Source organism: Bacillus pinisoli, from assembly GCF_023036475.1.
GTDB classification, from domain to species: domain Bacteria; phylum Bacillota; class Bacilli; order Bacillales; family SA4; genus Bacillus_BS; species Bacillus_BS pinisoli.
Genome location: NZ_JAJQKI010000005.1, coordinates 178,612 through 202,942, shown reverse-complemented (window position 1 = coordinate 202,942; position 24,331 = coordinate 178,612). Strand labels below are relative to the sequence as shown.

General features: G+C 37.6%; 25 protein-coding genes and 2 pseudogenes. 15 read left to right on the top strand and 12 right to left on the bottom strand.

Features of this window, described 5'->3' with window-relative positions; all coding sequences use genetic code 11:
* Positions 1-20: 20 nt before the first annotated feature.
* The 3 genes from LT143_RS10015 to tagU form a co-directional block, all read right to left on the bottom strand.
* Positions 21-518, bottom strand: a complete 498-nt coding sequence (locus LT143_RS10015; protein WP_246942832.1) for a hypothetical protein — start codon at positions 516-518, stop codon at positions 21-23.
* Complete coding sequence (locus LT143_RS10010) at positions 515-970, bottom strand: hypothetical protein (protein ID WP_246942831.1); 456 nt, start codon at positions 968-970, stop codon at positions 515-517. The genes LT143_RS10015 and LT143_RS10010 overlap by 4 nt, the downstream gene beginning before the upstream one ends.
* Positions 971-1,069: 99 nt before the next feature.
* Complete coding sequence (gene tagU, locus LT143_RS10005; protein ID WP_246942830.1) at positions 1,070-2,008, bottom strand: polyisoprenyl-teichoic acid--peptidoglycan teichoic acid transferase TagU; 939 nt, start codon at positions 2,006-2,008, stop codon at positions 1,070-1,072.
* A 220-nt stretch (positions 2,009-2,228) separates the two neighbouring features.
* On the opposite strand from tagU, the gene LT143_RS10000 reads away from it, so the two are divergent.
* A complete protein-coding gene (locus LT143_RS10000; RefSeq protein WP_272495754.1) occupies positions 2,229-2,675 on the top strand; it encodes a C40 family peptidase in 447 nt (148 codons plus the stop codon).
* A gap of 218 nt (positions 2,676-2,893) precedes the next feature.
* Positions 2,894-3,118, top strand: a pseudogene (locus LT143_RS09995) (UDP-glucose 6-dehydrogenase); the annotation flags it as partial.
* On the opposite strand, the gene LT143_RS09990 reads toward LT143_RS09995, so the two are convergent.
* Entirely contained in the window at positions 3,052-3,210 is a 159-nt protein-coding gene (locus tag LT143_RS09990) for a hypothetical protein (protein ID WP_246942829.1), read from the bottom strand. The pseudogene LT143_RS09995 and the gene LT143_RS09990 overlap by 67 nt on opposite strands.
* Before the next feature lie 59 nt (positions 3,211-3,269).
* Between LT143_RS09990 and LT143_RS09985 the strand changes: the two genes are divergently transcribed.
* The 5 genes from LT143_RS09985 (at position 3,270) to LT143_RS09965 (ending at position 8,905) form a co-directional block, all read left to right on the top strand.
* Complete coding sequence (locus LT143_RS09985) at positions 3,270-4,250, top strand: substrate-binding domain-containing protein (RefSeq protein ID WP_246942828.1); 981 nt, start codon at positions 3,270-3,272, stop codon at positions 4,248-4,250.
* Positions 4,243-5,709, top strand: a complete 1,467-nt coding sequence (locus LT143_RS09980; protein WP_246942827.1) for a sensor histidine kinase — start codon at positions 4,243-4,245, stop codon at positions 5,707-5,709. Before LT143_RS09985 ends, LT143_RS09980 begins: the two co-directional genes overlap by 8 nt.
* A complete protein-coding gene (locus tag LT143_RS09975) occupies positions 5,684-7,216 on the top strand; it encodes a response regulator (RefSeq protein ID WP_246942826.1) in 1,533 nt (510 codons plus the stop codon). Before LT143_RS09980 ends, LT143_RS09975 begins: the two co-directional genes overlap by 26 nt.
* A gap of 13 nt (positions 7,217-7,229) precedes the next feature.
* A complete protein-coding gene (locus LT143_RS09970) occupies positions 7,230-8,294 on the top strand; it encodes a sugar ABC transporter substrate-binding protein (protein WP_246942825.1) in 1,065 nt (354 codons plus the stop codon).
* Between the two features lie 353 nt (positions 8,295-8,647).
* Positions 8,648-8,905, top strand: a complete 258-nt coding sequence (locus LT143_RS09965; protein ID WP_246942824.1) for a hypothetical protein — start codon at positions 8,648-8,650, stop codon at positions 8,903-8,905.
* A 333-nt stretch (positions 8,906-9,238) separates the two neighbouring features.
* Here the strand turns inward: LT143_RS09965 and LT143_RS09960 are convergent, their stop codons facing one another.
* A complete protein-coding gene (locus tag LT143_RS09960) occupies positions 9,239-9,628 on the bottom strand; it encodes an NUDIX hydrolase (protein ID WP_246942823.1) in 390 nt (129 codons plus the stop codon).
* Between the two features lie 65 nt (positions 9,629-9,693).
* On the bottom strand, positions 9,694-10,035 hold the full coding sequence (locus LT143_RS09955; protein ID WP_246942822.1) for a YunG family protein: 342 nt from the start codon (positions 10,033-10,035) through the stop codon (positions 9,694-9,696).
* A 528-nt stretch (positions 10,036-10,563) separates the two neighbouring features.
* Between LT143_RS09955 and LT143_RS09950 the strand changes: the two genes are divergently transcribed.
* The 4 genes and pseudogenes from LT143_RS09950 to gloA2 all read left to right on the top strand — a co-directional run.
* Positions 10,564-11,658, top strand: a complete 1,095-nt coding sequence (locus tag LT143_RS09950; RefSeq protein ID WP_246942821.1) for a sugar ABC transporter substrate-binding protein — start codon at positions 10,564-10,566, stop codon at positions 11,656-11,658.
* 270 nt (positions 11,659-11,928) lie between these two features.
* Complete coding sequence (locus LT143_RS09945; RefSeq protein ID WP_246942820.1) at positions 11,929-13,449, top strand: sugar ABC transporter ATP-binding protein; 1,521 nt, start codon at positions 11,929-11,931, stop codon at positions 13,447-13,449.
* 11 nt (positions 13,450-13,460) lie between these two features.
* The gene (locus LT143_RS09940; protein WP_246942819.1) at positions 13,461-14,636 is read left to right on the top strand and encodes a sugar ABC transporter permease; all 1,176 of its coding nucleotides are present in this window, start codon (positions 13,461-13,463) and stop codon (positions 14,634-14,636) included.
* Between the two features lie 120 nt (positions 14,637-14,756).
* Positions 14,757-15,035 (top strand): annotated as a pseudogene (gloA2, locus tag LT143_RS09935) (SMU1112c/YaeR family gloxylase I-like metalloprotein); the annotation flags it as partial.
* Positions 15,036-15,098: 63 nt separating this feature from the next.
* On the opposite strand, the gene asnB reads toward gloA2, so the two are convergent.
* Positions 15,099-16,991 carry an asparagine synthase (glutamine-hydrolyzing) gene (gene asnB / locus LT143_RS09930; protein WP_246942818.1) on the bottom strand — a complete coding sequence of 631 codons (1,893 nt, stop codon included), beginning with the start codon at positions 16,989-16,991 and terminating at the stop codon, positions 15,099-15,101.
* 206 nt (positions 16,992-17,197) lie between these two features.
* Here asnB and LT143_RS09925 point away from each other — a divergent pair, with 206 nt between their 5' ends.
* Both LT143_RS09925 and LT143_RS09920 read left to right on the top strand, forming a co-directional pair.
* The gene (locus LT143_RS09925) at positions 17,198-17,995 is read left to right on the top strand and encodes a M15 family metallopeptidase (protein ID WP_246942817.1); all 798 of its coding nucleotides are present in this window, start codon (positions 17,198-17,200) and stop codon (positions 17,993-17,995) included.
* Positions 17,996-18,049: 54 nt separating this feature from the next.
* Positions 18,050-18,916: a C39 family peptidase gene (locus tag LT143_RS09920; protein WP_246942816.1), complete on the top strand. Its 867-nt coding sequence runs from the start codon at positions 18,050-18,052 to the stop codon at positions 18,914-18,916.
* Between the two features lie 71 nt (positions 18,917-18,987).
* Here the strand turns inward: LT143_RS09920 and LT143_RS09915 are convergent, their stop codons facing one another.
* Positions 18,988-19,644 (bottom strand): 2OG-Fe(II) oxygenase, encoded by a 657-nt coding sequence (locus LT143_RS09915; protein ID WP_418909822.1) that lies wholly within the window; start codon positions 19,642-19,644, stop codon positions 18,988-18,990.
* A 319-nt stretch (positions 19,645-19,963) separates the two neighbouring features.
* Between LT143_RS09915 and LT143_RS09910 the strand changes: the two genes are divergently transcribed.
* Positions 19,964-20,641 (top strand): hypothetical protein, encoded by a 678-nt coding sequence (locus LT143_RS09910; protein WP_246942815.1) that lies wholly within the window; start codon positions 19,964-19,966, stop codon positions 20,639-20,641.
* A 60-nt stretch (positions 20,642-20,701) separates the two neighbouring features.
* Here LT143_RS09910 and LT143_RS09905 read toward each other — a convergent pair whose 3' ends face one another.
* The 4 genes from LT143_RS09905 to LT143_RS09890 form a co-directional block, all read right to left on the bottom strand.
* On the bottom strand, positions 20,702-21,202 hold the full coding sequence (locus LT143_RS09905) for a sigma-70 family RNA polymerase sigma factor (protein WP_246942814.1): 501 nt from the start codon (positions 21,200-21,202) through the stop codon (positions 20,702-20,704).
* Between the two features lie 232 nt (positions 21,203-21,434).
* On the bottom strand, positions 21,435-21,590 hold the full coding sequence (locus LT143_RS09900) for a YvrJ family protein (protein WP_246942813.1): 156 nt from the start codon (positions 21,588-21,590) through the stop codon (positions 21,435-21,437).
* Positions 21,591-21,652: 62 nt separating this feature from the next.
* Positions 21,653-21,868, bottom strand: coding sequence for a DUF2922 domain-containing protein (locus LT143_RS09895; protein ID WP_246942812.1), 216 nt, complete (start codon positions 21,866-21,868; stop codon positions 21,653-21,655).
* Between the two features lie 37 nt (positions 21,869-21,905).
* Positions 21,906-22,124 (bottom strand): DUF1659 domain-containing protein, encoded by a 219-nt coding sequence (locus LT143_RS09890; RefSeq protein ID WP_246942811.1) that lies wholly within the window; start codon positions 22,122-22,124, stop codon positions 21,906-21,908.
* A 262-nt stretch (positions 22,125-22,386) separates the two neighbouring features.
* Between LT143_RS09890 and LT143_RS09885 the strand changes: the two genes are divergently transcribed.
* Positions 22,387-23,808 (top strand): hypothetical protein, encoded by a 1,422-nt coding sequence (locus tag LT143_RS09885; protein WP_246942810.1) that lies wholly within the window; start codon positions 22,387-22,389, stop codon positions 23,806-23,808.
* Positions 23,809-24,331: the final 523 nt, after the last annotated feature.

The following is a 24,331-nucleotide window of genomic DNA, read 5'->3' as shown; positions in this document are numbered from 1 at the left end:
GGACTACCTGTCCCTCCTATTCAACCTTTTAAATATTTATAAAAAATCAAAAGGAAAGACTGAACGAACAAATAAATCGGAATGGAAAAGACCCATGTAAAACCATCTTTGTAAGTAAACACCCCGACCATCACATTTACCAACTCAAAGGCAACCCCAAAGCAAGTCCAAAGGATGATATAGAAAGCAACATATCTACCTTTAATATGAAATCGATCAAAGATGTAAATAAAAAAATAACCATACGGACCATACATTAAATAAGCAATTACATCCATAATCGTATACTTCGGGCCATCTAAAATATCATAAAAATCAAAAGGCGCAGCACCTATCGTATTATCGAAAAGGCTGGCCCATACAATGCCGTAAGAAATGATGAGAAACGAAAAAAAGCGAGATTCAAATTGTTTTGGTAGTAACCAAATCACCATAAACCCTAAAGCAATTATGACAAACACAAAGATGTCATTTCCGCCAAAGGCTTCTTCTACAAAAGGGATTGCACCAGTAGTCATGACACCCATCCCTTCTTTTTAAACAATTTCACAGATAAACAACATAGAAGTAATAACGTTGTTAAATAACTAATGGTATAAAAGGAAGTCCACTTTTCATAAGTAATAATCTCTTGTTTCATATTAAATAAATCTAATAACCAGAAAAATAAGATGCTGAATAATAACGGTACAACTAACCTTCTTTTCTTATTAAATATCATATTAACCACATAGGTAATCAGCAATGGAGTAATAAAGCTCCTATACATAACAAAGCTTATATAATCGACTGGTTCTTGGGTAACCTTCAGCAATTTTAGGGGATCCGCAATAACTAAGAATACATGTGTATTTAAAAATACGGCAGTCATGAAGGTGAAGGCTAATAATTTGTTGTGGAGGTGTTTCTTTTCCAGCAAGAGCAATGATAGTAAAAGCCAAAATAAGATGGTGTATATGGATAGGGTCATGGATGTGCCACCTGGGAGTTTTTTCTTATAGTTAGCTGTTTTAGGATAATTATGCAACATAACGAAAATCCGGAGACTATTAAACAGTCTCCGGTTCTCTTAGTTAAGCTCTAAATGCTCTTTTAACTTACCGGACAAACTCAAACGCTCTTCATCCGGAACAATATAGTAGTACACACCATTAATGGTGTCCCCACTGCCACTAATCTGGAACTGCTCGAGGTTGTGACGAGCTTCTTTATAATTAGCCTGAATATCCACCATTTGGTCGAAGGTTAAATCGGTTTTAACATTGCCTCCTAAAATGGTTAACACATCATCAAACTTATTTAGTGAAGAAAAGCTAGCTCCCTTTTGAATAATAGCGAGTATAATTTGCTTTTGGCGATCCTGGCGGCCAAAGTCGCCTCTTGGGTCTTGATACCTCATTCTTGAATACGCGAGAGCTTGTGCTCCATCAAGACTAATTTCTCCTTCTTCAAAAGTGTAACCACCATCGGTAAATTTGAATGGATTATGAACCGTAACTCCGCCAACCGCATCAACAATTTCTTTAAAACTTTCCATGTTTACCTTTATGTAATGATCGATCGGAATGTCTAAAAAATGTTCGACGGTATTAACAGCCATATCCGTACCACCAAATGCATAAGCATGATTAATTTTATCAAGCTTACCTTTCCCAATAATCTCTGTTCGAGTGTCACGAGGAATACTGACCATCTTCATAGACTGAGTGTTAGAATTCACCGTCATCACAATCATGGTATCAGATCGCCCACGATCACCGGTTCGTTCATCAACTCCCATGATTAAAATAGAGATAGGATCTTTTTCAGCATAATCAATTTTCTCTATTCGTTTAACTGAAAACTCACGTGTCGGCTGTTCATACATTTGACCAGCAGCTTGTTCAACAGAGGAGTAGATAGAATAGGCATAAACGGCGACACCAATCAGTAAAGCGCCTATCGTAGAAAGGGTAATCCAAAGCCATTTTCTTTTAGTTTTTTTCTTTGGTCTCAATTGTTCTCTCATTTTATAACCTCATTTAGTATAGTTATTCAAAATCTATCAGCTTCCAATAGTATAGTCAATATTTGTAAAAGTACAAAATAAGTTCGACTTATTGTTACAAAATTGTAATAATTATCTGAAAATGTTACAAACCTGTAATTCTACTTCTCTATTAATCTTGATATAATAAATTCATAAGTTTTCTGACAATTCAAAAAGGTTACATAGGAGAAGCTAAATCATGAAAAAAATTCTAATCTTATTAACAATAACACTAATCGTATTTACTATAAATGTACAACCCAATTCTGCAGCAGCAGCTACAAAAGGAACACAAGCCGATCAATTAATTAAAGTAGGTAAATCACTAGTCGGAACTCCATACCGTTTTGGTGGAACAACGACTAAAGGTTTTGATTGCAGTGGTTTTATCGGATATGTATTCAATAGCAGTGGCAAGAAGCTACCACGAACAGCTGCAGATATGTGGAAGGCTGGTAAATCAGTGAAAGCTCCCAAAGTCGGTGATCTTGTTTTCTTCCAAACGTATAAAAAGGGACCTTCTCACGCTGGAATCTATATAGGAAACAACAGCTTTATTCATGCAAGTTCCTCAAAAGGAGTCATGATTAGTAAATTAACCGATAGCTACTACAAAAAACGTTACCTAGGTGCCAAAAAAATATAGAATGGACAAGGAACTGCATCCTAAAAAGGGGGCAGTTCTCTTTTCATTTGTTGATTCCACGAAAATATTAGTTATTTCGGCTTTTTTATCGACTATTCCACGAAAAGATTTATTATTTCAAAAGGTTCATACGTTATTTCACACTTTCATCTCATTATTCCACGAAAACGAGATTTTCTACCTGACGACGGCCTACTCCACTTTTTTGTTTTTAACAAATACGTAACCTCTATAAACGAAGTGATTTCCAAATAGATATTGTTTCTAATCCAGAATTCTTACGTGAAGGTTCAGCCATTCATGACAAATTCTACGGTGACCGAATTGTAATAGGCGCAGCAAACCAAGAAGCTGCCGACAGCCTAGAAGCTATCTATCACCCTTTTAGTATTCCAGTCATTGAAAGTGCCGAAATGATTAAATATGCATTTCTGGCTAATAAATAATTGTCTAAAAAAAGCATGGGATCATCCATGCTTTTTCTCATGTCATGCTGATCTAATCCATTTGAATGAACCATTTTCAACACAACCATTCCAATCTTCCTTCTGCTATAATAAAGAAAAGTTTAGGAACGTAAAGGAGTTACTCCACATGCGACGTGTTGTGACCGTAGTCATTGTGTTTATATGTATCATTCTTTCTTATTTTACATTTGAATCAGCCCTTCATGTGTTCCGTTCTGATTGGCAGTTGCCGGAAAAGTCTAATCAGGAACAAATCGCCAATCGAATTGTGTTAATTACACGTGGCTTGGATACGCCTTTTTGGGACAAGGTGAGTGAAGGGGCTAAAAGGCAAGCCGAAAAGGATGGAGCTCGACTAGAAGTATGGGGGAGCTACGGTGAAAATCAAGATTTCTTAAAGCAAATAGATATTGCGATCTATTCCAAGGTCGATGGAATAATCGTTCAAGGGTTAGATACACCCGAGTTTAAAGAGCTGACAAAAGTGAAAGCGGCTTCATACGGAATTCCAATCATAACCGTGGCAAATGATGTACCAATGACAGAAAGTATCCGTAGAACGTATGTCGGTTCTGATCAGTACGAGGCAGGTAGCCTCATTGGCAAACAGCTGATTCAAGATATGGGGATAGCTGGAGAAGTGGTCATCTTATTAAACAAGGGGCAAGAATATTACCAAACAGAACGGTTAAGAGGAATAAAAGACGTTCTTCAGTTTTATCCGAAAGTAGAGCTGGTTGAGGTATTAACCGGACAAACACGAGAAGAAGTAATCGCTACGACAAAAGACATTCTAAATCGGAATCCCAATACGGAAGCTTTTGTTACCGTTGATGCAAGCTTTGCTGGGCATATGATTGAAGAAATCGAGAGACGTTCAAACGTGGAACCATATTACATCTATTCGTTTGATGACCATCCTGTATCCACATCTCTTCTGAAACAAGGGAAAATGGATGGGATGATTGAGCAATCTCCAGAAAGAATGGGCGAAATTAGTGTGGCACTCATGATGAAGTGGCTAAACGAGGAAATGGTTCCACTCCAATTAGAAGGGTATCTTACAAATATCGAAATGGTCAAACAGGTGGATCTCAATCATGAATAGTATCCAGAAGAAAATATTAGTTCTAGCTCTCAGTGTCCTCTTTATAATGGCAGCAAGCTGGACTTCACTCATTTACTATAATCAAAAAATGCAAAATCAATATAATGATATTTTAGAACGCTATCTGGTTATGAACGAAGTGACGAGTACAAGTCAGCAAATAGTAACGGCCTTAAATAACTATATCATCGCTCCTTCTCCTGAAAGTATGTCAATCATTGACCAAAAGAAACAAGAAATAGAAAGGATGAAAGAAGAGGTTGTCGATTCTAAGCATGTCGAGAATGAACTAGCCATGACAAACTATATCAACTTGATAGATAGTCTTGTTGAAATGATTGACCGTTCCATATTCTTTCATTCTGAAGCAGATACCGAGAATTCAAACCAGGCCTTTACAGAAGCGACACATATCTCAAACTATATTTCGGAAATGACGCTTACTTTAATTGACACAGAAATCAAGACATATGACCGTTTTTACAGAGGGATGATTGATCAATCAGAAGAACTAAAACAGCTTGGAATTTTATTATTACTATTAATCTCGGTCTTTCTTCTGTTATTCACCTATTGGTTCTCACGTCGTATTACAAAGCCAGTGGCGAAGCTAACAAAAGCAGCAAGTGAGATCTCAAAAGGAAGGTTTGATCTAGAAATCGAAGTTGAATCCAATGATGAAATCTCATTCTTAGCTAAGACGCTAGAGCGGATGAGAGTCAATATAAATAATCTAATATTAGAAATTCAACAAAAAGCACAATTGGAAAAAGAATTGCAGCAAAGTAAGCTACTTTTAAAAGAAAGTCAGCTTAAAAGTTTACAAAGTCAAATTAATCCGCATTTCCTATTTAATACGCTCAATACGTTATCAAAAAAAGCGTATATGGAAGGGTCTGAAGAAACGAGTGATTTGCTCGTTAACGTGGCGGGCTTATTGCGTTATAACTTGAAGCATCTCGACAAAACGATGACTCTTTTTGATGAGGTCAGAGTGTTACAGCAATATATAGACATTCAAAAAGCGAGATATACAGACCGGCTCACGTTTCATTCAGAAATAGATCAAACTTGCCTAGGTATTGAGATTCCGGGACTTACTCTTCAGCCTATTGTAGAAAATGCTGTCATATATGCGGTTGAACCGGAAGAAGAAGGTGGTGTCATCTCGTTTCGAATTAAAGATGAGGGAGACCGAGTGACCATTGAGGTAGAAGATGATGGACCTGGTATGACAGATGAGAAAATTAAGCAGATCTTGGAGGAACGGCTTGATCAGGGAGAAGGACATTCTACAGGAATAGGCTTAAGCAATGTAGTGAAGCGTCTCCGCCTTTTCAATGGTAGAGATGATGTAATCAAGATTAAAAGCCGTGAGGGATTCGGTACAAAAGTAGTCATTCATATTCTAAAAGAGAGGGGATCTAATAATCATGACGAAAATATTAATCGTGGATGATGAGCAAGTCGAACGAGATGGACTGCAGCTCATCTTAGAGAGAAATTTTTCGGATATTGTGATCAGACAGGCTAAGAATGGAAGACTAGCCACCGAAATCGTGACAGAATTTCAACCTGATCTAGTGTTTATGGATATCCAGATGCCAGGAATGACCGGTCTTGAAGCAATAGAAGCCATCAAACCAACAAACCCTCACATAAAGTTTATTATGGCTACTGCTTTTGCGACCTTTGATTATGCGCGTTTAGCGATGCAACTTGGGGTTGTGGATTATATCGTTAAGCCGGCAAAGGCATCGGAAATTGTGGAGATCGTAAGAAAAGTGCTGAGTGAGATTGAGGCAGAGAAAAGATTGTTAAATAAAAGCAAACATCAAGAAAACACATTGCAAAAAGCTAAGTCTTTGTTTGAAACGGATCTTGTAACCCAACTGATTTTTGACCATGTACATGATGTCCAATTAGAAGAGTTAGTAGAGCTTTTAGATATGGAGGCCCCAAAGGAAAAATTCGTGATGAACGTATTGTTACCACTAGGCTCTGAAGCATATTACACAACGATTAGAGAAAAGCTGAGACAAACAAAAAGTGGTTGGGTTGGAGCCTTATATGGCCGCCAGTTACCCATTATTGTATTCCTAAAATCTGATCAGTCATTCCGGGACCAAGCAGCATCGTTAGCAAAGGAAATCTTAGCAATCTCTGAATCCTATCAAAACTCGTCGTGGTTTATCGGAATTGGCAATGTTTATAGCTCCTTACATCAAATCCGGCAATCCTATCAAGAGTCATTAATAGCGACAAGAGATACAACAATACCTGTAAAATACAGATTTTATGATGATGTACCACCACTTGTCCCAGGCTTTGATGAGAGCACATCAAAGAAAAACGAACAGCAGTTTTTTAACTATATTCGGAATGGGCAATGGGATGAAATAGGGAAAAGCTTTGTAGAAATGATTGATACCCTAGAGCAAGAAAGTACCCATCTTTTACAAGCACAACAACGCGTAATGGAGCTTGTTTGGATTGCCTCTCAAGTCCTAAGTGAAATGGGTGTAGGACAAGACATACCGTTTTATTCCTTGCAAGCAACAGATTACAGGCAGTTACGAGCTGAAACTCATCATTTACTATCAAAAATTCAGCAATCCTATGAGGAGTATCATGCTGAACTTGAAGCAGATTCGATTCAACTAATGAAGAAATACATTATTGAAAACGCTCATAAAGATATTTCTTTAGAAATGATTGGTAAAGAGGTGGGATTAAGTCCTATCTATATCAGTAAAATTTTTAAAGAACAGCTTGGGATCAACTATATACACTTCTTAACCGAATGTCGGATTGAAAAAGCGAAGAAACTCATGAGAGATCCAGAAAAGAGCTTAAAAGAAATCACATTTGAAGTTGGCTACCACGATCCAAACTACTTTAGCAAAGTGTTTAGGAAAATGTGTAACATCACACCAACAGAGTATCGGAAGCAGTTACTTGGTTGAAAGGAGGGAGTAAATGAAAAAGATACTTTCCCTCATATGTTTAGGAATGGTTATGCTCATGGTTATTGCTTGTGAAGCAAAGGAGAGCGGTGAAGAAAGGTTAACAATCACCAATCACCAAAATGATGAACAGTCAGAAAAAATTAAAATCGGATTTGCAATGGACACGCTTGAAGAGGAGCGCTGGATCAAAGACAGAGACCTTTTTAAAGAATCAGTTGAAGCATTAGGAGTGGAAGTAATGGTCATGGCATCGAACGGTGATGATGCCCTTCAAATATGGCAAGCAGAAACGATGCTTAGCCAAGGCATTAACTTACTAGTTATTGTGCCGCATAACGCAGAGTCAACAGCAGCTATCGTTGAAAAAGCACATTCTGTTGGGGTTAAAGTTTTATCCTATGATCGTTTAGTAAAGAATGCAGAATTAGATATGTATGTATCATACGATAACGAACAGGTTGGGATCCTCCAGGCAAAGGTCATAACGAACCTAGTTCCTAAAGGGAAATATGTCTACATCGGTGGTGCCGAAACGGACAATAATGCCCATTTGGTCAAAAAAGGAGTATTTAAAGTACTGCAGCCACTCATTGATAAAGGGGATATTACGGTTGTATTTGACCAGTGGACAAAGGATTGGGTGCCGGCTAATGCAAAAGCAAACATGAAGCTAGCACTAGCCGCCAATCATAATCAAATTGATGCAGTCATTGCTGCCAATGACGCAACAGCAGGCGCCGTCATTGAGGCACTAGAGGAAGAAGGGCTTGCAGGAAAAATACCAGTCGCCGGTCAAGATGCAGATCTAGCAGCAGCGCAGCGAATTGTCATAGGGACACAGACGATGACGGTCTATAAACCAATCAAAATTTTAGCCCAAACAGCTGCCGAAATCGCTGTCAAACTCGCAAAAGGAGAAACCATTAACGAAACCAGGCATGTAAACAATGGAAGAATAGAAGTACCTTCAATCTTACTCTCTCCAATAGCGGTTGAAAAGTCAATTATTGACGAGACGATTATTGCTGACGGCTTTCACTCAGAGGAAGATGTATATCGGTATGCGGAGGAATAAAGCACATAAACAAGAAAAAAAGAACTTTGGGTACATCTAACGGGTTCAGTTTTGGGAGGGAAAATTGAATTCACAAGTTAAATGACCGTGAATATAACAATACTATTACAAACTAATTTACATTATTATTAGCATACAAAAACGCACAGATTTTAAAAAATCTGTGCGTTATACTCATATCCCCTTACCTTATCGAGTTAACCGTTAGTTCGATAAAAAAATCTACATGTAGTATGATTGCCCCTAATTACCTCTTTAATATTTAAAACTCTTACCTGTATAATTATATTAATATATTTAATAAAGGATATATGATAAATTGGATTAATATATGTAATAAAGGAGGATATGATATGAAGTTAGCTAAAATAATTTTACACCTTTTATTTCTAACTGGTTTTCTAATATTAACTATATTTGAAGCACATATTCTAGTGGTAGTCTGGTGGCTTGGAAATATATTTAGTGTATTACCCGTAATTGGACTATTGTTTTATCATATTACAAGTAATCTGTATATATCTTACTTGGTCATATGGGGTTTGGTGGGCTTAACTGTTTACATTTGGTCAAAAAAAGCAGAGAATAAAATAATTGATAAAACAACATAGAAATTAGAACTACTTTTAAAAGAGGTGCTAACTCAGTTGTTAATATTAGTGCAAGACTATTAAAACATTGAAATAACAATAAAAACAAGCGTACCAAATCATAGGCGATTTAGTACGCTATTTTTATTGTTATTTGTTATTTTCTCTTCACAAACGGAACCCGTTACATATTTATAACAGGTTCCGTTGAGGGAGGGAAAACCTTAAATCACACACCAATTAGAGCATAAATAGCGATGTAGATAGCACGATATTTAACATTAAAAAACCCAGAGCTAATGACTCTGAGTTTTTATGTCTTTATTATCTTCTTATTCCGTTAAACTGCTCCCGTTACTTCAATAAGGCTTGTATTTTTTCAGCAACTTCCTTTGGTTTAACATCAATGGATGAAAGGTCTTCTATATTCACCCACATAGGGATGTATGTACCTTTGTTTTCATCTGAAAATTCTTCTCCTTGACCAGTACCGAATTTTCCACCAACAATATCTCCCAAAAAGAAGTATTGCTTACCGCTAAATTCAATTTCGGCAATACATTCATTTACATCTATATCAATGCCTAACTCTTCATAGGCTTCTCTTTTTGTTGCCTCTTTAGGTGTTTCACCTTCTTCAATTCCACCACCTGGAAAGACGTAATAGGTTGAACCATTCTTTATTCTTTTAATCAGTGCAACTTGATTATTTTCAATAACAACAGCAGAACCTCTATCTCTCATATAATACTCTCCTTCTTTTATTAACCTCACCCGTTTGTTCAATAGGATCCTACTTTTAGACGCTATTATAAATGCATCTTTACACTTTTTATCAAATAGTCATATTGTTTCTGATTTGTATCCAAGAATGCCTCTTCTCTATTTGATGGTATGTCCATATACCGGATATCTTCATTGAACTGTGAAACGGTAAAATCATAACGGTCACCATTGATTTTGTTGTAAAAATGCCATCCTTCATCTAACAAGGTCTTACTTATTTGTCCTCCAAGTAAATCATTTACTACTAACGCCGTTACACCGCATTGGCCTTTAGCCGGATTGTCTTTAGTCCATTTGGAACTTGAGTTTTTTGACCAAGATTTTATTAATGATTCTTGCAATTGCTTAAGTGTTGCTTCCCTCATTTAAAAAATCTCCTCTATTAAATTTCGGAACGTTTCTAATAAAACAAACCTGCACCTTTAATGGAATATCCATATTTACAATTGTATCACACAATGCCTAACCAAAAGGCTCATTTCCGCAAGAACGGGTTGCGAATTGACAAGTCCTTTAGCAACCTAAATAGCACCCAATTTTTTTGCTGTACAATAATTATTGTATACTTGTTAATTAAGGTGCTATTTAAAGTACTAATTCACCCTAAAACTGGATGAAGACATTGATATAACAACAAATAAAGCAGGTCTAATCCGTATGCGAATTAGCCTGCTATTTATAGTGCAATATGCTATTTTCTCTCCCTGAACGGAACCTCTTAGGGTACATCCTAAGTTCTTTTTTCATGAGTTAAACAGCCATTTTTATACATGTTAAAAAAGTACAGATGAATCACAAAATAGTGCTATAAGAAAGCGTTATCATTATCGTCATAGGATGATATATTTTGTCTATAAACAAATAAAAAAAGTTTTGAAAGGGGATTCATAGATATGAAAAAGAAGATTTCGATTCTATTAATGGCCATGATGTCTATCTTCATTATTGCTGGTTGTAATAGTGGTGGAGGTAAGGTAAGCGTGGGGATCGTATTACCAACAAAGGATGAGCCAAGATGGGTTCAAGATGAAGCAAGATTTAAGGCAGCTCTAGAAGAATCTGAATATACAACTGAAATTTTATTTAGCCAAGGTTCTTCTGCGAAAGAAAAGGAAAACGTAGAAACGTTAATTAGTAAAGGAATTGAAGTACTAATCATCGCTCCTCATGATGGTGCAGCAGCTGGTTCTGCAGTAGAAGCAGCGAAAAAAGAAGGAATCACAGTTATCTCTTATGACCGTTTAATTACAGATACAGATGCAGTAGATTACTATGTAACATTTGACAGTATCGCTGTAGGTGCAGCACAAGGTCAATATTTAATCGACAACGCGGAAGGCAAAGGTGTTCCACTTTACCTATATGCGGGTGCAGCATCTGATAACAACGCATTCTTATTCTTCGAAGGTGCTTGGAGCGTTCTTCAACCAAAGATTGCGGATGGGACATTTGTGATTGCAAACTCTTCTGAAGCAGAAGCGTTAAAAGATAAGTCAACACTTACTCGTGATGAATTAGGGAAAATTCTAGGTCAGGTTACAACAAACTGGGATCCAAACGAAGCAAAAAATAAAGCACAAACAAACCTTACAGCTGCAGCTGCAGATCTAAAAGGTGATGTGGCAATCTTAGCTCCAAACGATGGAACTGCTCGTTCAATCGCTGACGTATTCTCAACTGACAGTGCAGTAACAAGCTACCTAGTATCAGGTCAAGATGCTGAATTAGCTTCTATCCAATACATCATCGACGGTAAGCAATCAATGACAGTATTTAAAGATGTTCGTACGTTAGTACAAGATGCGATGGGTATGGCAATTGATGTTCTAGATGGTAACACACCAGAAACAACTGGTTCATACAACAACGGAAGCATTGACGTACCAGCAAAACAAACAAACGTAATCGTAGTTAACCAAGAGAACGTAAAAGCAGAGCTAGTTGAATCTGGTTACTATGAAGCTAGTGAATTTACAGGATTAGATTAATATCTTTGTTAAAGATTAGTGTTAATTTCTTGCACAGGTGATTGAAGTGGAGGGATGCGAGACTCCTGCGGGAGAAGCGTGGTAAGGGAGACCCCACAGGCGTGAAGCGCCGAGGAGGCTTCCGAACCCGCCCGCGGAAAGCGAGCGTCCCGTAACGAAAATCAACAATCTTGTTAACAGAGTAAAATCAATTGAATAAAAGATGGGATTAGTGTTAGATAAAACGTCTAGCACTTTTCCTATAGTTGTCTGGTTAAGGAGGCATAAACGATGAGCGATTATATTTTAGAAATGAACCAGATATCAAAAGAATTTACAGGCGTAAAGGCGCTCTCAAATGTCAATTTCAAAGTAGAACGAGGAGAAATCCACTGCTTAGTAGGAGAAAATGGTGCCGGTAAATCAACATTGATGAAGGTACTAAGCGGTGTTTACCCATTTGGAACATATTCGGGAGATATTATTTTTAACGGACAGGTTCAACAGTTCAACAAAATTAGTGATAGCGTAGATGTCGGAATCGCCATTATTTATCAAGAGCTAGCACTATTCCCAGACCTTTCTGTATATGAAAACATTTTTGCAGGTAATGAAATACAAAATGGTGGTATTTTAGATTGGAATAAAGCAATCGTAGAAGCAAAGAAAATGCTACAAAAGGTAGGCCTAAAAGTAAATCCTGAAACCTTAATTAAAGATTTAGGAGTAGGGAAACAGCAATTAGTTGAAATTGCGAAAGCATTAAGTAAAGAAGTAAAGCTTCTTATTTTAGACGAACCGACTGCTGCTCTTAACGAAGATGATAGTGAAAACCTACTAGAATTACTACGTGAATTGAAAAAAGAGGGCATCACATCTATCATGATCTCTCACAAATTAAAGGAAGTCATCTCTATTTCAGACAAAGCAACTGTCATCCGAGATGGGGAAACCATTTGTACGTTAGATGGTTCTAAAGGAGAAATTACCGAAGCGAACATTATTAAAAACATGGTCGGTCGAGAAATTGAAGATATTTATCCAAAACGACCTAAGAAAGAGTTTGGAGATAATGTTTTGCAACTATCGAACTGGACAGCCTATGATCCAAAGCTCGGGCGAAATGTAGCTACTAATGTCAACCTTCATGTAAAAAAGGGAGAAATCGTTGGTATTGCTGGACTCATGGGTTCAGGACGTACGGAGCTTGCCTTAAGTATCTTTGGAAATTCCGACAATTACAAGATACAGGGCGAGTTACTAATAGAAGGACAAATGACTAAATTAAAGCATCCAAGTGATGCGATTAAAGCGGGAATTGCTTATGTAACAGAAGATAGAAAAGGAGACGGACTTTTCTTATTGCAGGATATTAAAAGCAATATTTCGATTGGTAATTTAAACGGCATTTCCTCTAACGGAGTAGTGAACGAAAACGAAGAAATCATTATTGCCAGAGGCTATAAAGAATCACTAGGTATCAAAACCCCATCGTTACAACAGCTAGTTGGAAACTTAAGTGGTGGAAACCAACAAAAGGTCTCCTTAGGTAAATGGCTCTTTGTTGGTCCGAAACTATTAATCTTAGATGAACCAACACGTGGAATTGATGTTGGGGCTAAATTTGAAATTTATACAGTAATGAATGAGTTAATTAATAAAGGCATGAGTATCATTATGATTTCATCAGAGCTTGGTGAAGTTCTTGGTATGAGCGACCGCGTCTATGTCATGGCAGAAGGTGAAATCAAAGGGGAACTTTCATCTGAAGAAGCCAATCAAGAAAATATTATGCAACTTGCGACGCAATAGGGGGTAAAACAATGAAATATATTAATGAATTGAAAGGATTATTAAAGCGTAATATACGTGATTACGGAATGTACATTGCGTTAATCGTTATTATGATTACGTTCCAATTCCTTACAGGTGGACTATTCATGTCCTCTCGAAATATTAGTAACTTACTAGATTCCGCAGGATATATTGCGGTCCTGGCGGTTGGAGTTATGCTTGTCATCGTCATCCGTCATATTGACTTATCGATTGGGTTCTTGGCTGGATTTCTCGGGGCAGTTGCAGCAATCCTTTTAATGCAAGTCGGTCTACCAGTATATATTGTTATTCCGATTATTCTAATACTAGGTATGTGTGCTGGTGGTGTTACAGGTTTACTTGTAGCAAAAGTAGGGATTCCAGCTTTCGTTGCCACATTAGCGGGTTGGCTCATTTATCGTGGAGCGATCCTGATGGCAACGGAAAAAACAGGAACAATTATTGTTGATAACGATGCGTTTAACGCGATTGGAAATGGTTATATACCTTCTATAGCAGAAGTAGGCGGCTTACACTTACTCTCCCTAATCGTTGGGGTCATTGGAATTTTATTATACATTTATAGCTCTATTTCAAGTCGTAGAAAAAAGATTAAATACGAATTCGATGTCGTATCCAAGCCAATTTTTGTTTTACAATTACTGTTTGTTTCAGGCATTATGGGTTATATTACATGGCTATTAGCAGGTTATAATGGGTTCTCTTGGACCGTTATGATTGTTCTACTTGTTGTACTTGTCTACCATTTCATCACAACAAAGACGGTCATCGGTCGTCATATCTACGCGGTAGGTAGTAACCCAGAAGCGGCTCACCTAACAGGTATTAACGTAGGCAAAATTACGCTTCTCGTATTCGGTTCGATGGGAATGCTTTCTGCATTATCCGGTATTCTTTTCACAGCACGTTTACAATCTGCAACGACTACTGCAGGAACATTATTCGAGCTTGATGCCATCGCTGCTGCATTCGTTGGGGGGGTATCAGCTGCCGGTGGAGTTGGAAAAGTAACGGGTGCTGTCATTGGAGCTGTCGTAATGGCAACCTTAACAAACGGTATGAACTTAATGGGAATTGGTATTGCACCTCAGTATATGATTCGTGGTGGTGTCCTAGCTCTAGCAGTAATCTTTGATGTTATGACACGTCGTCAAAGAGCATAATTGACGGTGACCAGAGGGGACGGTTCTCTTCGTCTTCCGTTATAATAGAGAGGCTGAGTTCAGATCATCTGAATCAGCCTCTATTCATTTTTAAACCTTAATTCACTTGGAGGTAAAACCATGCTTAACCTAAAGGGTATACACCATGTCGCCATCATCTGTTCAGATTATGAAAAATCTAAGCAATTTTATACAGAAGTACTAGGGTTACATATCATAAAGGAAACTTATAGAGAAGAGCGCGACTCTTATAAGCTAGATTTGGCGTTCGGGGATCACTATCAGATTGAACTATTTTCGTTTCCTAATCCGAAACAGAGGCCCAGCTTTCCAGAAGCAGCGGGATTACGCCATTTGGCTTTTGAAGTGGGGGACCTGGAGGAAGCGGTAGAGTTTCTATTAAGTGATGAAAAAGAAAAGCTCCACACTTTACCGAAGTGAAGTAGTAGAGCTTTTCATCTGTTAGTTTGTAATAAGTTCTTCTCTTGTAGCTTCCTGAAAACTATACTTCTTTTCTATATAGACCTGATGCCAGATCATAAATACTAACACTGTCCATATCTTTCGACTGTGATCTCCATTGCCTCTACAATGTTGCTCTAATAGTTCGAGTATTACGTTTTTATTGAATAAATGATCAGTTTGACTTTCTTTAATCACATTAAGAGCCCAGTCATACATTTCATCTTTCAACCAATGGCGAATTGGAACTGGAAATCCGAGTTTCTTCCGGGTTAAGACGTGATCCGGTACAACTCCTTCTGCTGCTTTACGCAAGATGTACTTTGTGGTAAGATTAGCAGTTTTTAACTCTGCCCCAATCTTAGAAGCAACTTTAAATACCTCTGTATCTAAAAATGGTACACGTAGTTCTAATGAATGAGCCATTGTCATTTTATCTGCTTTTAAGAGAATATCTCCCCGAAGCCAAGTGTGAATATCTAGATATTGCATTTGTGTAACTGGTTCATAGTCCATTGCTTCATCATAGAATGGTTTCGTAATATCAAGGAAGCTAATGCTTGAATTGTACCATTTGTATAGGTGTTCTTTTTCCTTTTCGCTGAACATTTTAGCATTGCCTATATAGCGATCTTGCATAGGAGTGCATCCACGCTCTAGAAAGCTTTTTCCTTTTACACCTTCCGGGATTAGCGTAGAGATGTTTTTTAATATTTGCTTAATGCTTGTTGGCAGCTTAGTCAAAGAGGCTAGGTCTTGCGGTTCACGATAGATATTATATCCACCAAATAATTCATCGGCACCTTCACCCGAGAGGACTACTTTTACATGCTTACTAGCTTCTCTAGCAACAAAATAGAGAGGTACAGCTGCAGGATCTGCCAATGGATCATCAAAATGCCAAATAATTTTAGGTAGTTCCGCAATATACTCTTCAGGTTTAATAATATAGCTAATATTTTCAATATTTAGTTTGTCTGCGGTTTCTTTTGCTACATCAACTTCACTAAATCCATTTCGTTCAAACCCAACAGAGAAGGTTTTAATAGTAGGGTTATACTCTCTTGCTATAGAAGCAATAATAGAAGAGTCAATCCCTCCAGATAAGAAAGAACCAACAGGGACATCACTACGCATATGAACTTTTACTGAGTCATAAAGTACATCACGAATCTCCTTGACCAGTTCTGTTTCTGTAGAATTGACTGGTGCAAAAGAAGCTTTCCAATAACGGTGGATCACCATTTTATCACCGATTTTTTTTGTGAAGTAATGACCAGGCAATAGCTTTTTAATGCCGTCGGTCATAGTCTCCGGCTCAGGCACGTATTGGAATGTCAGGTAGTGGTCTAAGGCATCAGCGTTAATAATGTTATTTTGTTGTGCTAAAAGGATACTTTTCTTCTCAGATGCAAAGTACGTCCTGTCTATGTTTTCTGAATAGAAGAATGGTTTAATACCAAATTGATCTCTGGCTCCAAAAAGGATCTCTTCCTGCTTGTCCCATATAACGAAAGCAAACATCCCTCTTAACTTTGTGGGGGTTTGTTCTTTTAGGAGACTATAGAGAGCAATAATCACTTCTGTATCTGAACTTGTCTCGAATATAAACCCTTTTTCTATTAACTCGTTTCTAAGCTCAATATGGTTATAAATCTCCCCGTTGAAAATAATCCAATAGCGACTATTCTCATATGACAATGGTTGATGTCCATTTTCAATATCGATAATACTTAAGCGTCTAAAACCAAAACTAATATGGTTATCATAAAAGTAACCCGAATCATCGGGCCCTCTGTGAGTAATGGTATTATTCATTTCCTTAAATAAGTTTTGAAACTGATTACTTTGTTGATTAGAAGTCTCATGGAAACAACCAATAAATCCACACATGGGACTTTCACCTACCTCTTTTTATTTTATAATGTCGTTTTTTATATTATTCTGTAAGAATATGTCTTATAAATCATATAATATATAATGTAAAATTGTAAATGGAATTTGATACAAAAGTCCTTTAATATGATACAAAAGTCCTTCAATATTTTTATATAGTTGTCCATTTAGTAAAATAGCTAAGTCATTCTGGAGGTTTTATTATGCGAAAGGGATTATACATTTGTTTATTAATACTTTTAGCTGCGTGTGCTAATTATGATATTAGTAAGGTTAACGAAGAAGAAGAGGCAGGAAGCGGTGAAGAAGATTCTAATAAAAAAAAGAATGAATCTACAAGCAACGGCTTGTCTAAGGAACGTAAGAGTGCGGCTCCAGAAGTATATACAGCAACGAAGTTAGTAGATGGTGTAGCAATTATTGAGAATCCCGAGAATATATATTCACTTGTAAATAGGGAAAACACATTACCGAGCGAATATGTACCTTCTGATTTAATGGCTCCTGATATACCTTTTACTTTTGAAGAAGTTATAGATAAAAGATTCCTGAGAAAGGAAGTAATTCAACCCATTGAGCAATTATTCAGTGAGGCTGAGAAAGAGGGAATACAGCTTTTGGCCGTCTCTGGTTATAGGTCATATGTTAGACAAAAGTCTATTTATGAACATGAAGTTGCTAAGGTAGGTGTTGAAGAAGCTGCTCTATATGTTGCATTGCCAGGCCAAAGCGAGCATCAGCTTGGATTGGCACTTGATGTAACTAGTAATTCAGTGGGCTTAAAAATAACGGAGGAATTTGGTGATACAATAGAAGGGAAATGGTTAGAAGAAAATGCTCATCGATTTGGATTTATTATAAGATATCCTCGTGATAAAGATTTGTTGACAGGTTATCATTATGAACCTTGGCATATTAGGTATGTTGGAAAAGAAGTGGCCGATTATCTATTTACAAATGATCTTGTATTGGAACAGGTAGTTAAAAGTAAGCAAAACTAACAAAGTAGTCTTTAAGTTGTTGTAAAGGTCAAATGCCTAAATTGGGGTGATTCTATGTCTATAGTTATTATGGTTGTACTTGCTGTGCTGATCCTCCTTTTAACTTATCATCTTTTGTCTGGTAGGGTTAAGCCTATGTTTGTGCGCATAGCTTTTCTATATAATATAGGATTTGTGCTTCTCTTCACTTTTTTGTTTTGGATGGAGGCGCATACTTACTTTAATACCTTACATAAAAAAACAAATATAGAGACTCTTGCTTTAGAAAGTGTAGACGATGAACAATTTACAGAAGAACCCCTAATAAAAGGCCAGGTATTAATTGATGCACCGATAATTAAGCAATATCCAGAACTACCACGTGGATGTGAAGTTACAAGTTTAGCAATGCTGTTACAGTATAAAGGGATCAATACCAATAAATTGGAGCTAGCTGAGCGGATAAAAAAAGATACCACTCTCTATAGGAGAAAAGAGAACAAAATTTATTTTGGTAATCCGAATGATGGATTTGTTGGGGATATGTATAATTTGAACAAGCCAGGTTATGGAGTATATCACGAGCCAATAAGAGAGTTAGCTGAACAATATTTACCAGGAGAAATACTTGATATTACTGGAAGTGATTTTGAGTATTTAAAGTTTTTTTTATCTAATGGAAATCCAGTTTGGATCATAACTAATGCTACCTTTAAAGTGCTGGGGGCAAATTCTTTTCAAGAATGGGAAACACCAACAGGAAGAGTAAGAATTACGTACCGCGAACACTCTGTTTTGGTTACTGGATATGATGAGAATTATGTCTATTTTAATGATCCGTTATCTGGCGAGAAGAACAAAAAAGAGCCTTTAACTGACTTTATACATGCTTGGGAACAAATGGGAAGCCAAGCAATTACAGTAGAACTAAAACCGCAATGAATTTTGAATGTTTAAGGGTTGATAATCTTATAAAAGATGCAAATATAAAAAGCATGGGAGCATCCCATGCTTTACTTCGTTCTCTGCCTTCTCATCCACTGTGTCGCAGCCCACTTATCACCAACAATAACAGGTGCTCCACCATGCAAGGTTAGATCATTTAATGTTTGATCATCGTAAAAGTATTCAAAATAAACGGCCATTCCCTTTTGTGGGGAGACATAGAGCTTAAGTTCAGGGAAGTACGTTTCCCCACCTTCCTCCACATCATTCAGGTACATCACCATTGTACTGATTCTTGGATTTTTCACTACTTTACTAGCCGAAGTAAAGAAGTCAAAATGTGCTTTATATTCTTGGCCAATTTGATAGTTTAGTATTTGTAGCCCTTCCCCGTGTTCTACCGGTATATTCATAATTTGAGAGATTCGCTTCTCCACTCTCGTCACGACATCACTTTCATCTTCTGGCAAAAAGACACTACTACTTGTTCGGAGTTCATTGACTGCGCGGACCGATCCTACCTTTGAGCGCTCCATTCTATCTTGAGATAAACGAATAAGCTCATCGCACTCTTCATCGCTTAATACATTGCCTAGAACGACCACTAAAGGTTCTTCTACCTTGGCAATAATCTTTACGACACGGTCTTCTGTGATAATTTTATTTCCACTGTGATTAAAAATGGTTTGTTCTTTCATGGATAAATCTTTAGCATCCATACTCAACGTTCATCGACCTCTTTAGAATGAAATGTTTATAGTAAAAGAAAATAATAAGAGGAATTAGTAAAAACGTTTTTTCATTTTAATCTTTCCCTTATCCAGTGGGGCATAGAAGGAGAAAGGGATGAACCGCCGGCAACAACCTCCGCTAAAAGTGATCGTATATTTCATTTAAATTTTATCACCTTATGAGAGATCATACTATTCTTTTTCAATGGTTGAAAATAATTTCTAAAGATCAAAAAATAATTGATCCTTGTAACATTATCAAAAATCTTTCGTCGTATGAGTAGGAATGAAGAAAAACATAGGAGTGAAGAACATGAAAAAAGTATGGATTTTAGTAAGTGTTATGATAGTAGCTTTATTGGGGGCTTGTGGCACGAGTATTAGTCAGGACGAAGAACAAGCTATAACCACAAGTACTAACGGTAGTGGAGATAGTAATGCTGGAAAAAATGATGATGTAACGGAAACTGAAAAAAATGATGAAACTACTGAAGTGAGTGAGGAAACGAACCAATCCCCTTTACCTGCAGAAAAGGAAATAGAAGTCCTAGTAGAGGGGTCAAAAGAATTACGTCATGCGACTTTAACAAAAAGCAGTTTAGGATACTCATTGTATGTGCTTGACGACTACACATTTGACCAAGAAGAACCTGGTAAAGATGTAGTAACAATGAACTATGATTCATCATTTTTTGCCCGTATTGAAGTGTTAGACAAAGCTGTAAATTATGATGAATTGAAAGAGAGATTACTTACTGCTTTAAAGGACATGAATATCGTAGAAGAAAAGCCAGCAGCCCATTATTTAGAATCCTTCCATGATGCAAAATTCTATCTAATTGGAAAGGAGAATTCTACTACTGTTCTATACGTAGCAAAGGAAGTAAAGGGTAAAGGATTCTTGTATACAATTCACCTTCCGCAAAAAGAAGCAGCTGAAGGAGCTGGACCGAGCCTGTGGGCAATATTATCAACGGTTACACCTGAGTAAGGTAGAATCAAAAACTAGGAAAACCTTCAAAGGGTATAGCTCTTTGAAGGTTTTTTATATTTAGTTTAATTCAATAGACATATTTTTTCTCATTTTTTGGAGTGCATATCGACGCCAAGATTTAACGGTCTCAATACTCACTTGTTCTTCCTCAGCGATTTCTCTTGGTCGTTTACCTTCTATAATGGTCATTAGTACCCACTTTCTCTGAGATTCAGTTAAATCTCTACAATAGGAAAGAACGGTTTCTAATTCAAAGGGCTGATTGGCCCATTCATCTATCAAGGTTTCTGTAACTGCATCAGATAACGTTGCCTCACGATCCTCCTGCTTTTTCCGCTTTTTCAACCGAGTCAGGAGCTTACCTCTAATGGTATAGTAGGCAAATGTTCGAAAGGACGCTCCGATACTAGAATCATATCTCTGGTAAGCCTCCCATAATCCGATTAAGCCTTCTTGATAATAATCATCTAACTCCTTATAAATGTGGAGATTCTTTATAACGCTTTTAATTAACCATGATTCTTTCTCTACCACTTGTTCAAATGAAAACTCTACCAATACTTGATCCTTCTAAAAGCGCGCTCTTCGTTTATTCCGCCGGTGACATTATCGTAATGGATAAAGTAATAATACTCATCTTGGTGTATTGGGAGTTTCAGGTATTAAAACATCCTGAAACTAGCAGTTTTCCCTAGGGGAACTTGTAGTTTGCGAGAAAAAAAGAAGGGTGAATGAGGTGTATGATACACATTCTTTGCAACAAAAAAACCGGCAGATTCCTCTGCTCGGCCTATTTAATCATATATAACTGTTCACGCAACTCAGCGGGAAGTCCCTGGATTGAGTCATTTAACGTGGTAAGCTTGGCTTCAATCCGGTGCAATAAATATAACGTTACCACAATCGGAAATCCGACCTCACTAATATAAGGTAAAAGCTGCTCCAAACGAATCCCTCCTTTCGTTTTAAAAAGATAGCACCAACTCTTCAGTTGGTGCTAAGCCTTCTTTATAGAATAATATCAGCGACATTACGCTCTACAATACGAGCGCCATGCTTACTCACTAGATCACCGCCAGATGTTGTAAAAACATTAGCCGTAATAACAGCATCCATCGCAGCGTTTAGAGCTACCGTATCAACAGGCTCAATCGGATTGTCAATTCCAATGGACACAACTTTACTTTCCTGATTTAAAAATTGTAATTGTAGTGTTTTAGCCATCACACATTCCTCCTTTCTTTAGGGTTTTACTAGATCATTACAGACCTAATAGATTTGAGTCGTTACGCTCGATCGCGCTTAGAGTGTACTGTTGTAAACCAACTAAGCTTTGGGCTACTGAGAAAAGCTGATCTGTTGTTGCGGAAGTCTTGATGTTGTTGAAGTTCTTGTTTTTGTAAATTACTTTTCCTTCAGCATTTACTCCAGCTTCAAACACGAGACGTAGCTGTGAATCTGTCATCATTGATGTTGCCATGTGTATCACCTCCTTCGCCTTATATATAGGTGGGGAAGAGGGAAAAGGGGTTAAGGGTTTATAAATTTTTACTAGAAAAAGAGGAGACAATGTGACAGGGACTTTGTCACAAGCAGATGCAGGAGTTCTACTAAACGAGGTAAGGAGTGGTTTTGTTGTTTACCTACGTAAATTAGAAAACGATAAGAATTTCACCAAATTGGGCTGCTGTACATATGATAATTTTACCCTGGGAGTTACTCTCAAAAGGAGGATTATATATATGGAGTTAACAGCAGCACATTGGTTGTATGCGTTAGTCACTTTAGCTGTTATCTTAACAATGATTTTTAGGAAAGGAGTCGTATTGCCTACCTTATTAGGAACCTTCCTAGTTGCGTGGGTGTATCAAGGAAGTGTGATCAGTGGATTCACTTCTGTGTTTAATGCCAACTTAACGGCGGCCAGAGAATTGTTTAGTATCTTTCTCATTATTACCTTTATGGTGGCCTTGCTTAATTCACTCAGAGATTTAGGGGCAGATCGACAAATGATTTCGCCTATACAGAAGGTCATGACGAACGGTCATATTGCCTTTTTAGTCCTCATTGGGGTCACTTTTGTAATATCGTTATTTTTCTGGCCAACACCAGCTGTACCATTAATATGTGCTTTATTAGTTCCGGCCGCAGTAAGAGCGGGTTTACCGTTAATGGGTGCTGCAATGGCGGTAGCACTAGCGGGGCAAGGGATGGCACTTTCTTCAGACTATGTGATGCAAATTGCTCCAGGACTTAGTGCAAAAGCAGCCGGTATAGATGCGGGATTAGTGGCGGATAAAGCGTTAGTCCTTTCCCTCATTGCCGGTGGAACCGCACTAACGCTCGCCTATTTAGGTATTAGAAAAAATATTAGAAAGTCAGATGATCCGATCATCGAAACGGAATTAAAAGCACTGCAAGGTTCAAGTGAAACAACTGAAGAAAAAGAGATTACGAAACCAATGTGGAGTAAAGTATTTGCTGTATTAGTGCCGCTCTCCATGCTAGGTGTCATGATCTACATGATTTCTACTAAAGTAAGTGGAGGACGAATGGGGGGCTTTGAAGGTGGTGACGGAGCTGCCTTCATTGGTGGAGTGGCCGTCTTACTCTTAAGTTTTGCCTCTCTTTCTTACGGCAAAGTGCAAGCACTAGACCGGATTAGTGAACATATTACACAAGGCTTTGTGTTTGCCTTTAAAGCGATGGGCCCAGTTATTCCAATTGCAGGATTCTTCTTCTTAGGAAGTGGAGACTTTGCGGGAAGCATCCTGTCACTAGGCGATCAAGCTCCACCGGCTTTCCTATTCGAACTCGTTCAAGCAGCACAAACGGTGATTCCGGAAAATGTCGTATTGTCTGCCTTTGGAATACTCATTATCGGGATTATCACAGGCTTGGACGGATCAGGCTTTTCAGGCTTACCACTAACAGGTGCATTATCCGGTGCGCTGGCATCGAACCAAATTGACCCATCGACTCTTGCAGCCATCGGTCAAATGGGTTCAATCTGGACAGGTGGAGGAACCATTATCGCTTGGTCATCACTTGTTGCTGTAGCTGGCCTTTGTGGGGTACCAGTCATGGACCTTGTGCGGAAAAACTTTTGGCCAGTGATGGCGGGGTTAGTTGTTTCTACTATTTTGGCTTTAATGATTTGGTAGTACTAAGTTGTTGGTTCTTGTGGCATGACCTGAAGGGGATATATAAGGCCCTATGAATTTTCAGTTCTAGTAAAGTCCAATAAGCATAAACAAAAAGTACCTTATAATATCTATAGGGTACTTTTTGGCTTGTATCAATATTATTAGGAAGCCCGGTAGCTTTCGACTGTCAGCATACGTTTGAATGGGAAATTAATTGGGGAGGGTATTTCAAATACAAAAGAATAATACTCAAAAAAAAGATACCAAAACAAAAAGCTGTGAATCTGTTATTTTAATTATCTGCAACTAATACGGTTCTTGAACTATCTTCCTGGTCCTGTTAAATACAATACAGGAACTAGTTATTAAGTGATTGATATGAAATTGAACAATTAGAAGTGATTTTCTACACCGCCTCAATTGCTGTAAAAGAGGGATGTATGAATAAATTCATTCTGTTAAATATGAATGTGAATTGGCTCTTCAGCTTCCTTACTTGCAAACATGATAGAGAAATAAGTTATACAAGATAAACAGGAGG

Excerpts from the sequence above, each read along its gene's own strand:
- LT143_RS10010 (WP_246942831.1), bottom strand. The coding sequence starts at position 970 with ATGACCCTATCCATATACACCATCTTATTTTGGCTTTTACTATCATTG.
- tagU (WP_246942830.1), bottom strand. The coding sequence starts at position 2,008 with ATGAGAGAACAATTGAGACCAAAGAAAAAAACTAAAAGAAAATGGCTT.
- LT143_RS09985 (WP_246942828.1), top strand. The coding sequence starts at position 3,270 with ATGCGACGTGTTGTGACCGTAGTCATTGTGTTTATATGTATCATTCTT.
- LT143_RS09980 (WP_246942827.1), top strand. The coding sequence starts at position 4,243 with ATGAATAGTATCCAGAAGAAAATATTAGTTCTAGCTCTCAGTGTCCTC.
- LT143_RS09940 (WP_246942819.1), top strand. The coding sequence starts at position 13,461 with ATGAAATATATTAATGAATTGAAAGGATTATTAAAGCGTAATATACGT.
- LT143_RS09920 (WP_246942816.1), top strand. The coding sequence starts at position 18,050 with ATGTCTATAGTTATTATGGTTGTACTTGCTGTGCTGATCCTCCTTTTA.
- asnB (WP_246942818.1), bottom strand. The coding sequence starts at position 16,991 with ATGTGTGGATTTATTGGTTGTTTCCATGAGACTTCTAATCAACAAAGT.
- LT143_RS09885 (WP_246942810.1), top strand. The coding sequence starts at position 22,387 with ATGGAGTTAACAGCAGCACATTGGTTGTATGCGTTAGTCACTTTAGCT.
- LT143_RS09990 (WP_246942829.1), bottom strand. The coding sequence starts at position 3,210 with ATGGTTGTGTTGAAAATGGTTCATTCAAATGGATTAGATCAGCATGAC.
- LT143_RS09890 (WP_246942811.1), bottom strand. The coding sequence starts at position 22,124 with ATGGCAACATCAATGATGACAGATTCACAGCTACGTCTCGTGTTTGAA.
- LT143_RS09975 (WP_246942826.1), top strand. The coding sequence starts at position 5,684 with ATGACGAAAATATTAATCGTGGATGATGAGCAAGTCGAACGAGATGGA.
- LT143_RS09895 (WP_246942812.1), bottom strand. The coding sequence starts at position 21,868 with ATGGCTAAAACACTACAATTACAATTTTTAAATCAGGAAAGTAAAGTT.
- LT143_RS09910 (WP_246942815.1), top strand. The coding sequence starts at position 19,964 with ATGAAAAAAGTATGGATTTTAGTAAGTGTTATGATAGTAGCTTTATTG.
- LT143_RS09955 (WP_246942822.1), bottom strand. The coding sequence starts at position 10,035 with ATGAGGGAAGCAACACTTAAGCAATTGCAAGAATCATTAATAAAATCT.
- LT143_RS09950 (WP_246942821.1), top strand. The coding sequence starts at position 10,564 with ATGAAAAAGAAGATTTCGATTCTATTAATGGCCATGATGTCTATCTTC.
- LT143_RS09945 (WP_246942820.1), top strand. The coding sequence starts at position 11,929 with ATGAGCGATTATATTTTAGAAATGAACCAGATATCAAAAGAATTTACA.
- LT143_RS09960 (WP_246942823.1), bottom strand. The coding sequence starts at position 9,628 with ATGAGAGATAGAGGTTCTGCTGTTGTTATTGAAAATAATCAAGTTGCA.
- LT143_RS09965 (WP_246942824.1), top strand. The coding sequence starts at position 8,648 with ATGAAGTTAGCTAAAATAATTTTACACCTTTTATTTCTAACTGGTTTT.
- LT143_RS09925 (WP_246942817.1), top strand. The coding sequence starts at position 17,198 with ATGCGAAAGGGATTATACATTTGTTTATTAATACTTTTAGCTGCGTGT.
- LT143_RS10000 (WP_272495754.1), top strand. The coding sequence starts at position 2,229 with ATGAAAAAAATTCTAATCTTATTAACAATAACACTAATCGTATTTACT.
- LT143_RS09970 (WP_246942825.1), top strand. The coding sequence starts at position 7,230 with ATGAAAAAGATACTTTCCCTCATATGTTTAGGAATGGTTATGCTCATG.
- LT143_RS10015 (WP_246942832.1), bottom strand. The coding sequence starts at position 518 with ATGACTACTGGTGCAATCCCTTTTGTAGAAGAAGCCTTTGGCGGAAAT.